Origin of the sequence: Escherichia sp. MR, from assembly GCF_005280595.1 — a bacterium.
GTDB lineage: Bacteria > Pseudomonadota > Gammaproteobacteria > Enterobacterales > Enterobacteriaceae > Escherichia > Escherichia ruysiae.
The window spans coordinates 18,273-31,603 of sequence record NZ_SZVK01000012.1 but is presented as its reverse complement, the minus strand read 5'-3'; the positions used below and the strand labels follow the sequence as shown (position 1 = coordinate 31,603).

The 13,331-nt window shown below is 38.4% G+C and carries 9 protein-coding genes; 6 read left to right on the top strand and 3 right to left on the bottom strand.

Annotation, left to right across the window (positions count from 1 at the left end):
- From yghD to FC814_RS07510, 6 genes are all read left to right on the top strand, one after another.
- The gene (gene yghD / locus FC814_RS07535) at positions 1–537 is read left to right on the top strand and encodes a GspM family type II secretion system protein YghD (protein ID WP_137325751.1); all 537 of its coding nucleotides are present in this window, start codon (positions 1–3) and stop codon (positions 535–537) included.
- A 1,143-nt stretch (positions 538–1,680) separates the two neighbouring features.
- Positions 1,681–2,457 (top strand): ABC transporter permease, encoded by a 777-nt coding sequence (locus tag FC814_RS07530; RefSeq protein ID WP_000124281.1) that lies wholly within the window; start codon positions 1,681–1,683, stop codon positions 2,455–2,457.
- Positions 2,454–3,125, top strand: coding sequence for an ABC transporter ATP-binding protein (locus FC814_RS07525; RefSeq protein WP_137325750.1), 672 nt, complete (start codon positions 2,454–2,456; stop codon positions 3,123–3,125). Before FC814_RS07530 ends, FC814_RS07525 begins: the two co-directional genes overlap by 4 nt.
- Before the next feature lie 93 nt (positions 3,126–3,218).
- Positions 3,219–3,914 (top strand): CMP-N-acetylneuraminic acid synthetase, encoded by a 696-nt coding sequence (locus tag FC814_RS07520; protein WP_105906540.1) that lies wholly within the window; start codon positions 3,219–3,221, stop codon positions 3,912–3,914.
- 160 nt (positions 3,915–4,074) lie between these two features.
- A complete protein-coding gene (locus FC814_RS07515) occupies positions 4,075–7,416 on the top strand; it encodes a capsule biosynthesis protein CapA (RefSeq protein WP_105906541.1) in 3,342 nt (1,113 codons plus the stop codon).
- 162 nt (positions 7,417–7,578) lie between these two features.
- Positions 7,579–9,171 carry a WcbI family polysaccharide biosynthesis putative acetyltransferase gene (locus FC814_RS07510; protein WP_105906542.1) on the top strand — a complete coding sequence of 531 codons (1,593 nt, stop codon included), beginning with the start codon at positions 7,579–7,581 and terminating at the stop codon, positions 9,169–9,171.
- Between the two features lie 110 nt (positions 9,172–9,281).
- Here FC814_RS07510 and FC814_RS07505 read toward each other — a convergent pair whose 3' ends face one another.
- From FC814_RS07505 to kdsB, 3 genes are read right to left on the bottom strand one after another with little or no spacing between them, the layout of a single operon-like run.
- Positions 9,282–10,529, bottom strand: a complete 1,248-nt coding sequence (locus FC814_RS07505) for a capsule biosynthesis protein (RefSeq protein WP_105906543.1) — start codon at positions 10,527–10,529, stop codon at positions 9,282–9,284.
- A 34-nt stretch (positions 10,530–10,563) separates the two neighbouring features.
- Positions 10,564–12,591, bottom strand: a complete 2,028-nt coding sequence (locus FC814_RS07500; RefSeq protein ID WP_032256276.1) for a capsular polysaccharide biosynthesis protein — start codon at positions 12,589–12,591, stop codon at positions 10,564–10,566.
- Positions 12,588–13,328 (bottom strand): 3-deoxy-manno-octulosonate cytidylyltransferase, encoded by a 741-nt coding sequence (kdsB, locus tag FC814_RS07495; RefSeq protein WP_032256273.1) that lies wholly within the window; start codon positions 13,326–13,328, stop codon positions 12,588–12,590. The genes FC814_RS07500 and kdsB overlap by 4 nt, the downstream gene beginning before the upstream one ends.
- Between the last annotated feature and the right edge of the window lie 3 nt (positions 13,329–13,331).

The window sequence follows — 13,331 nt, the reverse complement described above, 5'->3', positions numbered from 1 at the left end:
ATGTTACGCGATAAATTTATTCACTATTTTCAGCAATGGCGTGAGCGCCAGTTAAGCCGTGGTGAACACTGGCTGGCTCAACATCTCGCGGGGCGTTCGCCGCGCGAAAAGGGCATGTTACTGGCTGCGGCGGTGTTTCTGTTTAGCGCCGGATATTACGTCTTCATCTGGCAGCCTTTGAGCGAACGGATTGAGCAACAGGAGACGATGTTGCAGCAGCTGGTGGCGATGAACGCGCGACTGAAGAGCGCCGCGCCGGATATTATCGCAGCGCGAAAATCCGCCACAACAACGCCTGCGCAGGTATCGCGGGTCATTAGTGACAGTGCTTCGGCGCATTCAGTGGTCATTAAGCGGATAGCTGAGCGCGGGGAGAATATTCAGGTCTGGATAGATCCTGTGGTGTTTAATGACCTGCTGAACTGGTTAAACGCGCTGGATGAAAAGTATGCGCTGCGGGTGACACAAATTGACGTCAGCGCAGGTGAGAAGCCAGGGATGGTGAATGTGCAGCGACTGGAGTTGATAAGAGGATAAGTGTTCCAGTAAATTCCCTGTGAAATTCAGCCCGAAAGGTGAGTGTATAATCTTCTTATCCACTCACCGAATTGAATATTTTTGCAATAAGAAATATCCCATTCCTCTCATCACTGAATGTTCTGCAAAACAACAGATACGAGTTCTCTCCTGAAACAGCCCAGCGTCCTATAAATATGCTTAAGTGTGGCAATACATCATGACCATTAATAGATGTAATGAATCATTGGGTGGCAATCGATAGGTCAAAACATATAGGATAATTCTTGTGTGATCTGTATTTTGTGTAGCCTGGAAATTACTAAAATTCCTGGAGACAATCAGAAAGGAAATTTTAAGTAAGTAAAATAATTTCCACAGAAACTATCCGTCGATTTGAAACAATGTCTGCTCAGGTATATCTACTGAGGGATAGTGCTGGCTGTAACACTGGTTAAAATAAACGCGCTAAATAATCAAGGCATATATTTTAATCGACAACAATAATTGCTGCCGGAATTATTCCTGCGACTTAAATAACATTGTTTAAATGTGATGAATATCACAAATATGACCGCAAAGATGGGACTGAAGATATAAATAAGAAGTACATGAGTGAATTTTAAATAGGGAAATAGTTTCTCGGTAAACAATTGATTGGTAATAAATTCGTGCGTTCTGGTGTGAAACAGATTGCAGGTGTTGCTACGCATAAAATTTATAGGTGGTGTTATAATCCAGTAGTTAACAGTAAAAGCAAAAATAATTTCTTGCGAAATTAAAAGCTCATTTTGAATAAGTGTGTTCCGGAGTAATCCAGAATGCATGGTGCTTTACGTCTTTTTTACCCATACAGGCTAAGCAAAAAGAGTTACGCATAATTTCCTGAGAAATTAACTCTACATTCTAAAACGGCCAGTTTTCTGAAATTACCAGAAGACCGAATACATTCATGCCTGAAGAATGGATTAGAAAAAATGAGACGGAAATAGATCAATTTATCCCTGCGGAAATAATTTCTGCTGAAATTGTTTGCGGTTATTAAAAAGTCAAACCGTCTGAACGTATTTTATCCAATTACAAACAAGTATTACCTCCAGTGTATTGGTAGCTGTTAAGCCAAGGGCGGTAGCGTACCTGAAGAGATTAGGATCACATCATCAAATGGCAAGAAGTGGATTTGAAGTCCAGAAAGTCACCGTAGAGGCATTATTTCTACGAGAAATACGAACACGTTTTGGTAAGTTTCGTCTGGGGTATTTGTGGGCGATTCTCGAACCCTCTGCGCATTTGCTGATACTGTTGGGCATTTTTGGTTACATTATGCACCGCACGATGCCAGATATCTCGTTCCCGGTGTTCTTACTTAATGGCCTGATTCCCTTTTTTATCTTTAGCAGTATCAGCAAACGTTCTGTCGGCGCTATTGAAGCGAACCAGGGGCTGTTTAATTATCGTCCAGTAAAACCCATCGATACGATCATTGCACGTGCACTGCTTGAGACACTGATTTACGTTGCTGTTTATATTCTGCTTATGCTCATTGTCAGGATGGCAGGCGAATATTTCGAGATAACAAATTTTTTACAACTTGTGGCTACCTGGAGTCTGCTGATCATACTTTCATGCAGCATTGGCTTAATATTCATGGTCGTTGGTAAAACCTTCCCCGAAATGCAAAAGGTTCTACCGATACTTCTTAAGCCTCTTTATTTCATCTCCTGCATCATGTTCCCTCTGCACTCAATTCCTAAGCAATATTGGTCTTATCTACTCTGGAACCCATTAGTACATGTGGTGGAGCTAAGCCGTGAGGCCGTTATGCCTGGCTATATAAGCGAAGGTGTGAGTCTGAACTACCTGGCAATGTTCACATTGATAACCCTGTTCATTGGTCTGGCGTTATACCGAACTCGTGAGGAGGCAATGCTGACATCATGATTAAGATTGAGAATTTGACGAAGTCATATCGCACGCCAACGGGGCGACACTATGTGTTTAAGGATTTAAACATCGAAATCCCTTCAGGAAAAAGCGTTGCCTTTATTGGTCGTAATGGTGCAGGTAAATCAACGTTACTGAGAATGATTGGTGGCATCGACCGCCCCGATAGCGGAAAGATCATCACCAATAAAACGATATCATGGCCAGTCGGCCTCGCCGGTGGATTTCAGGGAAGTTTAACCGGACGCGAAAACGTAAAATTTGTTGCGCGGTTATACGCGAAGCAAGAAGAACTGAAAGAGAAAATAGAGTTTGTTGAAGAATTTGCCGAACTCGGTAAGTACTTTGATATGCCGATCAAAACTTACTCCTCAGGTATGCGATCTCGCCTGGGTTTTGGTTTAAGCATGGCATTTAAGTTTGATTATTATATCGTCGATGAAGTAACCGCAGTCGGTGATGCCAGGTTTAAAGAGAAGTGCGCTCATTTATTTAAAGAAAGGCATAAAGAGTCTAGTTTTTTGATGGTTTCACATAGCTTGAATTCATTGAAAGAGTTTTGTGATGTGGCGATTGTGTTTAAAGACGATAATGCGGTTGGGTTTTTTGATGATGTTCAGGAGGGGGTAGAGGAGTATAAAAAAGATCAAAATATCTTCGTTTAAAAATGTAGAAATAGTTAGCGTAAACAATTAACAGAATATAAAAATTTATTAATGTTATTAATAGTTGAATAGAAAAAGCAAAAAGGATTAGAAATGAAAGTAATTATCCCACTCCAAACATGCTCGACACGCGTACCAAAGAAAAACATAACTCCATTTTATAATGGAAAGTCTTTGTTTGATATAAAAATAGAACAGCTTCTTAATTCTGGTATTAAACCAGAAACAATATATATATCATCTGAAGCTCAAGAAGTTAAAAGTATGTGTGATGAGAAAGGCGTGAACTTTTTACTTCGAGACAAAAGATTAACTGGTAATGAGATTAAACAACCAGAATTAATCGGAGGTATCCTTAACGATATAAATAAAAATAGCAATGATAATGATGATATTATGTGGGTTCAAGTGACTAATCCATTGTTTAATGAGTTTTCCTGCATGATAAACGAATGGGAATCAATTAGGAATGAGTTTGATTCTATGGTCGCAGTTAAAAAATATAAAGGTCATTTAATAGATGCGTCAGGGAATCCATTAAATTATTCTTTCGGGTATTGGCATAAAGTCTCACAAAACTTACCATCATGGTATGAGGTATTATGGTCTTGTTTTATACTTAAAAGAGAAACAATTGAAACATATAAGTACCATATAGGCGTAAACCCTTATTTGTATGTTTCTAATACGGCTACGGTCGATATTGATACTGTTGATGATTTCCAGTTGGCTGCAGAAATTTACTCTATTAGAAAAAAATATGAGAAAGATAACGGTTATAAACTTTAAAATAACTGTAATCAAATGCAGCGCAGCGAGGATAATTAACTCTTGAAAGTGATTTTAATAGAGTGTTTAATAGGCTGAGTCATTTCTTATCAAATGAATGTGTAAATTTTATATAGCATTCACATTTCTTTGTATTAATTAAATAATTGAGAGATATAAGATGCAGATTCTTTATTATATGGATGTTTTTATCGATTTAGATAAAAGCATTGATGAAAGAAGTTTTGTAGCAAAGTTTGATCTTAATGCTGACTTTCTTGGGCGATATGCAAAAAAAGAAAAAGACCTAAAAGTCACTTATTTAGCACTGGATTCTGTTTTGGAAAAAAGAGAAATAAGACAGAATTTAACAAAGAATAATGTGACAGTAATTAATATTTCAGATTCAGAAATAAAACATATATTGGATTACTATGATACAACGGTTGAAATGATTATTAATAATAACATTTCAACAAAGCTGAAAGAACATCTGACTGAATTTTTTAGGAATAAGCTAGGAAACTTAAATCCTGATGTTATCATTTACTGGGAGTATTGCTCTGATATTTTTTCTGAGCTTTTTAAAGATAGTATTTTTCTTGAGGGGTCGCACACTGGTTTCTGGCGATTAGAAAATAAAAATCCTGATGTATTATTTAATGTATCGACAAAAAATGAGAAATATGAAGATGTATTTTTTGAGTCTATAAAAAAAATTGAAGTATCGCCGGAGGATATTGTTGATATACAAAACTTAAAAAAATATTATCAAAATAATATTGTATTCGAAACTCAGATAAATAGAAAAACTCTCGATCCTGAAAATAAGTTTAAATATTTAATCTTTTATCCGGGAAATTTCCCTTCTTTACGATTTAAAAAATATTCTGGTTTCTCGTCTAATTCGGCTTTTTTACAATTTCTTTTAGAGCGAATCCCAAATGACTGTGCAATAGTTTATTCAAAACATTCGTTAGACAAGTCGGAAAATGATCATTACATCAATCATAATGAAAGAATAATCGATATCGATAAGCTTTCATCTATCGATAATGATATTTCTATACGGATACTTCCTTATGTTGACGCTGTCGTAAATGTGTATTCAAATATATATATGCCAGCCATGCTTTTAGGAAAACCAATTTTCAGCTATGGAAATAGTCCTAATGCCAAATTTTCAATTAATACAATTGACCACATATACGATTATTTATCTACGAATGTAACTCTTCCATCTAATTATATTGATATCAGTAATAAGTTAATAAAGTATGTATTGACACATAAAGTTAATATACGTTTCTTACGCAATGAAAAAAATAGTTTTTTATATTTAAAAAGTATAATTAAAAATATTAAAGATAATGATTATATTAACTATTTGCCGCAATTAGGGACAATTCGTGGATATAAAACAAGATTGTCACAGCAACTTCTTTTTCAGAATAATACGCCACGTATAAATTACGAACAAACCAAATTAGAAAAAATTCTTGGTTATTTAATTAATGATAATATCAAAAATGTTGGGTTTGATATTTTTGATACGTTGTTATGCCGTCCGTTGGTTAAACCAACAGATTTATTCTATCTAATAGAAGAAGATGTATATAAAATAACAAAGTTGAGGAGCTTTAGTTTTGCGACAACAAGAATTCATGCTGAAAGCTTGGCTAGACAAGGTAAAATAGAAGTAACGCTAGATGATATATATAATAAGTTACAGGAAAGTACAGGATTTACAGATGATGTAATAAGTAAAATAAAAAATATTGAATGTGAAATGGAACGTCAGTTACTCACTCCAAGAGAAACGATGTTAGAATATTTTTCACTGGCTAAAATTCATCATAAAAATGTATTCATTGCTTCGGATATGTACTTGCCAGAAGCCTTATTAAAAGATATTTTAATAAGTAATGGGTATGAAATCGAAAAAGTGCCAGTTTACATTTCATGTGAGTATAATAAAGTAAAACATAATGGTTCCTTATTCAAACTCATATTATGGAAAGAAGGTTTTGATGCGTCTAAAACTCTATTCATTGGTGATAACTTAAGATCTGATGTTCAGCGAGCTGTCGATAATGGATTACTGGCAGAGCATTATCCTAAAGCCATCGATGAGTTTAAGAAAAATAATCTGTTTAAGCCTGATGTATTAGGTTTTGTCTACAAAGAGAACTTTTTATTCCATCTAGGAATGATCGCTAACAAGCTATTTGATAATCCATTTGTTCCATTTGATCATAAAACATCTATCAATAATTCAAGTGCACTTCTTGGTTATTATATTTTCGGGCCATTAGTTTTAAGTTTAACTCACTGGCTTATACAAAATACCAAAAATAGTAATTATGAAAAAATACTTTTTTCATCAAGAGATTCGAGAGTTATTTTTGATGTCTATAATTATATAAATGAAGAGATTTATAATCAGCAGTTACCTAAAGGCATATACTTTTATATATCCAGAACAGCTACATTATCAGCATATAAAAATAAAGCATTAAGAGGTACGTTGCTGTCTCTTTATAATTCAAAGTTAAATGTCAAAAGTTTTTTAGATTACGTATTTAATATAGACGTTTCAAATGACAAAATAGCTAAAAACTTAGTGCAAGAGTTGAAATTGAATTTATCTTCTGATAGTAATAAAAGTAAAAATGAAATTTCTCACTTCATACATAAATATTATGATTTTGCTGAATGTAATAATGAAGTAAATAAAAAAAATAAGCATTTGATTGAATATATTACTAGTATCACCGAAAATAAGAAATTTGCTGTATTTGACTTGGGGGCAAGAGGAACTAGCCGTGATATATTATCTGATCTTATGGGAGTTGATATACCTTTATTTATGTTTAGAGAAAAGAAACATAAATGTGAAAATGACATAAATAGCTACTTAGTAGATACATTTAACCCCTTTAGACGGGGGCGCCGGGTATTTATGCCATCGTTTTATGAGCTCCTATTATCAGATGCCTTAACATCCACTTGCTACGGCTATGAGAAATCAGAATCGGAAGTAAAACCAATTGTTTTTCCGTCTGAGCTTACAGCAACTTCTCTTTTAACTCTAAAATCGCAAGTATATATGAAGGAGTTCTGTAAAGATTACATTTCTTTATTTAAAGATAAATGGGGATATATCAACTCTCAAACCCGGGATGTATTTGTATATCCATTATCTTATCTTTGCAGTAACACTACAGATCAATTGTTATTAAATCAGTATGTTGCGGATGATCCCTTATATGAGGATAAACATGTCCCTGTAATTTATCCACCACTTAAAAAGCCGGTTACTGCTACGAAGTCAGTAAAAAAAATCGCTCCAAATAAAGAGAATAGTAAAAAAATATCTAATCCTGTTCCTGAGTCAACTCCAAAAGATGTTGATTTGAAGAGAAATGCCTTTATCTATTTCAAACGTAAGTTTTATAAAAATGAAATTACAAAACGGATTTGGGATAAGGGTCGTGAATTATATTTGAAACGTCTAAATTAATTCTAATGTTGTTGTTTAAAGTATTAAAGGCTCCATGAAATATAAAATGATGTAATTAGATTTATGGGGGGGCAACTACAGTAAACAACTTATTTGTCCTTCCCTTAAATATGAGATGGATTGTATGGAAAAACGTAATGAGTATTATATAGGCGGTGCATTATGAAAAAATTATGTATGATTTATGGAAATTGCCAGCATACACATCTACAAAATTTTCTTGAACAAACTGACTTTATAAATTATTTCAACTTGGTTAAGGTCAAAGATGTGTATCTAAAGGATAAATCTTATTTGGATGATGATACATTATCCAAAATTGATCTTTTTATATATCAACATGTATCGCCAGCATTTGATCCTTTTTTTTGCACAGATCATATTTGTAGTAAATTGCGTCCGGATTGCATTCGGATATCAATTCCTAATTTTTGGCTCTCTGCTTACTTCCCTCAGCACGCAAAAAACCCTGTAATTAGACCAAATAGGAAATACTCAATAGCCCCTTCAGGATTATTTCCATATGGCGATAATAATATAAATTCTTTGCTGTCAGCAAATGTTCGCACAGAAAATATCATAAAAATAGTTTCTGATCCTGACTTTTATGATGAAAAAACAATAACAGATAATTTAACAAAAACACTTAACGATCTAAATCAACGCGAAAATTTAAATAAAGTTGATATACCGTCAGTACCATATTTAAAAAATGCCATTTACAGTAATTATATGTCGGTGACAGTAAATCACCCAACAAACGATTATTTTTTATGGTTAACAAATAGCATTCTTGATTGTTTGGGAATTAATAAAAAAAGAAATATTGATATATATCCTTTTTCTAAAAATCATATTCACGTTCCCTTATACCCTAGTGTAATAAAACATTTGAACCTTAACTTTATCAAAGCTGATCATTGTTATTCATTTTATAATGAGTCTATAAACTTTGAAGAGTACGTAAAACGATATATAGATCATGCAACTGGATATGATATTTATGGGAAAGATTCCATTGGGATTGAAAAAATAAACAAGATTTCTACAGGTGATATTAAACTTTTGCAATGTTCAAAATCTGAATCTAAAATTAAAGAGTTATATTCATTATTTCATAAGTATAAAGATTTTAAAGTTAATAAGAATACAATTATATATGGAAATAAAATAGAGTATGCATCAGATGGTACATATCAATCTGTTCCTGGTTTAATGTTGAAATTCAGTGGTGTTAATAATATGGTGGTAATTGAAGATGGAGCCACTTTCAAGGATTCTACAATTTTATTAAATAGTGGAGGTTATGTTCATTTAGGAAATTCAAAATATAATAACTTATCAATATTGAATAATAATATTGGTGGAAAAGTATTTATTGGAAATTCATGCATTATTGATAAGCAGCTAGATATTTATTTGAATGGCGATAATTGTTGTAAAATAGGAGATGGTTGCGTTATAGGTAGCGATGTTAATATTTGTTGTCAGGACGAGCATTCCCTTCTTGATAGCAATGGCTACTTATTAAATCCGGGCCAACCTATAAATATAGGGGATAGGGTTTGGATTGGGCCACGTGTGATGTTGCTAAAAGGAACACATATTTCTGATGAATGTTATGTGTCTGCCGGTTGTATTGTGGAAAATAAATTTTTTACATCTAATCAGGTTATATCCGGGGCGCCGGCAAACACCATATCTTCTGGAGTAACCTGGGCAATGTCATCACCCGAAAATTATAGATGTAAATAAATATATAACTTGCTAATTTTTAGCAACTAAAGCTAATGAACACATTAATCCATATAGTTAGTTTTACATAATTATTTTTTTGATTAAAAAATTAGTAGATTATCTGATTATTAGTCATTATGATGCGGTTTCTTTGAATAATAGGAGTAATCACTTTCATACCTATTTTTTTCTCCAATGCTTACTCCCCCATAATAAACCATATTAACCTGCGTCTTCATCAATAAATACCCCCGAAACTTCTTAAACAGTTTCATATCCGGTTTAAAATCGGCCTGCCAGAACTGGTGCAAATGCCCTTGATACGTCAAGCCCTTGATGTCGTACAGGGCATTGCCCATCACTTTGAGTGGTTTGTTATGAATCAGCGCAGAGATCCCCGCCGTACTGTTAATTGTTACCACCGCTTTTGCATGTCGTAATAATTCCGGCATCGAGAGATCGTGCACATAAATGACGCGCTCACCTAAGCCATATTCCTTACTCAACCGTTTAATTAATGGTCGATAGAGTCTGTGACCACGATCCATCGGATGATGTTTGATCACCAAATAACTTTCTTTCGGCGCTTTACGCGAAAATGAGTACATGACTTCATTAATATAGTCACGTACATCGTTATAACTGCTGTGGTTACGAATCTGGCTATCGTTATATACCTGCAAAACGGCAAGATAATAACGTTGATCCAACTCGTTCATTAACCTCGGTAATACCTTACGCTGTGTTACCTTGTAAAGTTGCTTGCGCCAGTATGCACGAACCCAGCAACGTGCTTCATACCAGGGGGAAAATGATTTGTGGTGGCGGTAGCGAGGGAACTCATGACGGTAATGCCAGCCCATCAGGTAATACCACATCGCATGGCCAATACGTTTCATTGTTGAAGGTATTAAGTTCTCAACATGCGGCGCAGGCATATCTGGTAACTTACGATAAAAATCCGGATCGCGCGGTAGCGATGAATATGCGTTCACTCCGCCTTCTTCAACAGTAATAAATTGCGGGCGTAAATATCCTTCTTCAAATGCCAGGAAGCGGATACCTTTCGACTTTGCCCAGCGTTTTGCTTCTTTATGCAATGGGCGGCAGTCGCCAAAGCAGAGGATAGTGTCAAAGTCATATTGCCGGTGGAGATCTCGCAACCATCCGGGAAACTCTTTCGGTGTCTGGAAGTAAGCCAGATAATGTCGATGGCGGCAGTAAAAACGATCCCCGCCGTTGAATACTACATTCACAGCGTTACGGCCTAATGACTCTAGCCACTCGGCAACATCACTGAAAAAGGGTCCCATCGGTCCCTGCAATAACAGATATTTTTTACCGGATAATAAAACGGTTAGTGCATTACCTTGCATAAATAATTTGTGTAATAGTCAACTATGAAATTGTTTAGCCAAATCTGACCTTGCAGAACATAATTAATTTGCGGTAATAACGTATTACTCGCCCCGCTTTTTTTCTGGTAATAAACATCGGCTTGCGCGGAGTCTGGATCAAATATTCCGCCGCCTCTTCAACCGTAATAGGTTGTAGCCGTGTTGGGTGGATATAGGTTGGATAAGCAATTAGCGCCTGATATAGCAGATCCGCTAACGTTAATTCTCGCTCGCGACGCGGGCAGCGATGTTCATCAACGGTTAAACCCCAACCGGAATAGAAGGGCAGGCCGTAACAATGTACGTGCTTGCCATGTAATAACGCTTCAAATCCCGACAGTGACGTCATGGTATGCACTTCATCTGCGCGCTGAATGCATTGAATAATATCTGCGTCCAGTGCCTGATAATCAGCAAGTTCAGCAATCATTTCTGCCGGAATATCGCCCTTGCGATTCCCCACCAGTACATCCGGGTGCGGTTTATAAATAATGTAGGCGTGCGGATTACGCTCGCGTACTGTGCGTAATAACTCAAGGTTGCTCTTAATCGAGACAGTGCCTGTTTTAATAGAGGCATCGTCCTCTACCTGACCCGGCACCAGGATAACTTTTTTATCTTTGGCTTCGGCTGGTAGAGAGAAATCGGCTCCCAGGTTGTACTTGCTCAGTTTGCTTTCAACCAGTCGCTGGCGTAATTTTTCAGCTCGTATCTTCTGCGCCAGCGTTAGCTGGCTATGATTCAGCAGCACTTCCAGATCGTTGGGGCGCGTGGCGTCATAGTAAATACCGCGTTTATCCAGCACCAGCGATAACGGCGGCAGCAGGTCAGAGCCAAGTCCGGATGAACGCAGAAAACCATCTTCCATTCGCCATAATGGCAGTGAGTTTCGCTGCGCTTCGGCTCGCCATTGCTGTTCTCCCTTTACACCCCATACCACGCAGGCGCTTGCCGCAGTACAGCGACGTGAAAAACTCAGCCGGTTTGTCGCCGTTCGTAAGAAAGGTTTCAGGATCGCCGACTTCCACAGCGTTAAGCCTGGCGCCCATAGATAGCCATTACGCTGTTGCAGATGTCGGCGTTGTAATTGCAGCCATTGCAACACAGTAAACAGATCGCTTACTGCTCCCGTTTGCGGATCGATATAGCGACAGTAACGCAGGTATGCAGCGGCAAAAAGTTCTTCCAGCGTGGCAGAACCGCGTCGGGCAGATAACAAAGCGGACTGCGGATGACGATCGTCCGTTAAGCCCCAGCCTGCATACCAGGGCTGACCGAAGCATGTCACCGGTTTTCCTGCCAGCAAGGCTTCAAAGCCGTACTGGGAGGTCACGACGTAAACCCTGGAAACGTGTCGCAACAGCGATTGCGGACTGACATTCTCCGCAATCAAACGTACTCGTTGCGTGGCGCGCAGATCGGCGAAATAACCTGTTTTCTTTCCTTCCAGTACATCTGGGTGCACCTTCACCCAAATTGCCGCTTGAGGATTTTCCGCCATCGCGGCCTCTAGCATGGCGGCAAACTCATTCTGACCCGCATTACCATACGTCACTGACATATCATTAAATGTCTGATCGACAACCAGAACGATGTCTGAATGTTCTGACTCATCAGCCACAAACGCAGGTGCCAGGTTATATTTCGACAAATCTTCGGTCACGATGGTGTGCATCGCTTCTCTGGCCTGATCTGCCAATGCCGCATTTCCAGCTTTATCCTGTACCAGTTTCTCCAGCGCCGAAGGTTTGCTGGCATCGTAGTAAATGCCGCAATCATCCACCACCAGAGAAAGCGGCGGCGCACCATTGACACCAAGATCCAGCGAGCGCACAAATCCATCTTCCAGACGGATGACCGGTTTTCCCGCTGCTTTGGCGATGGCGACTGGTTTCGCCGCGCTGGGGCGATGTCCCCACACGGCGATAGCATCAACTTCTTGCGGAACAGGGCGCAGCAGAGAAAGTTTCTGGCACGGTTGCGCCAGAAATTTCTCCAGATTTGGAATACGCCAGATGCCAGACGAGAAAATGCCAATCATGCGTTTTCAGCCAGTTTATGTGCCATCAGAGCGCGCACTTTTTCAAGACATGCAGGGGTGTCAACGCCCGGACCGGTTGCGGCAATCTCAAACGTGCGAATGTTGATCCCCGCGTTCATTAACCGTAGCTGCTCCAGTTCCTCGATTTGACTTAATGCCGTCCTTGGTAACTGGCTGTAGTTTTGCAGCACATCGCGACGATAAGCGTAAATACCGACGTGTTTCAGATAGCGTGCTTTTTCAGCATTACGCGGATACGGAATCGGCGAACGGCTGAAATAAAGTGCATCGTGGCGGGTATTCACAACCACTTTTACTGTGCTGGGTTCAGTCGCCTCTTCGGCAGATATCACGTGGCATAGCGTTGCCACCGGCAACGCGGGATCGTCACGCATTCCTTGCAGCAGCGTTTCTACATCCTGCGGGCGAATCATAGGTTCGTCGCCCTGCAGGTTAATGTAGATATCTGCATCGACTTTATGCATCACTTCGACCAGCCGATCGGTGCCGGATTCATGATCGGTACGCGTCATAATGGCTTTCCCGCCAAACGCCTGTACGGCCTGTTCAACACGCGGGTCGTCAGTTGCCACCCAAACTTCTGCGACGCCCGCCACCTGCAACGCACGCTCGTAAACATGCTGGATCATCGGTTTGCCAACAATATCAAGTAGCGGCTTACCCGGCAGGCGCGATGAGCCATAACGAGCCGGAATGACAATAACTGCTTTGCTCATTTC

Excerpts from the sequence above, each read along its gene's own strand:
- yghD (WP_137325751.1), top strand. The coding sequence starts at position 1 with ATGTTACGCGATAAATTTATTCACTATTTTCAGCAATGGCGTGAGCGC.
- FC814_RS07530 (WP_000124281.1), top strand. The coding sequence starts at position 1,681 with ATGGCAAGAAGTGGATTTGAAGTCCAGAAAGTCACCGTAGAGGCATTA.
- FC814_RS07525 (WP_137325750.1), top strand. The coding sequence starts at position 2,454 with ATGATTAAGATTGAGAATTTGACGAAGTCATATCGCACGCCAACGGGG.
- FC814_RS07520 (WP_105906540.1), top strand. The coding sequence starts at position 3,219 with ATGAAAGTAATTATCCCACTCCAAACATGCTCGACACGCGTACCAAAG.
- FC814_RS07515 (WP_105906541.1), top strand. The coding sequence starts at position 4,075 with ATGCAGATTCTTTATTATATGGATGTTTTTATCGATTTAGATAAAAGC.
- FC814_RS07510 (WP_105906542.1), top strand. The coding sequence starts at position 7,579 with ATGAAAAAATTATGTATGATTTATGGAAATTGCCAGCATACACATCTA.
- FC814_RS07505 (WP_105906543.1), bottom strand. The coding sequence starts at position 10,529 with ATGCAAGGTAATGCACTAACCGTTTTATTATCCGGTAAAAAATATCTG.
- FC814_RS07500 (WP_032256276.1), bottom strand. The coding sequence starts at position 12,591 with ATGATTGGCATTTTCTCGTCTGGCATCTGGCGTATTCCAAATCTGGAG.
- kdsB (WP_032256273.1), bottom strand. The coding sequence starts at position 13,328 with ATGAGCAAAGCAGTTATTGTCATTCCGGCTCGTTATGGCTCATCGCGC.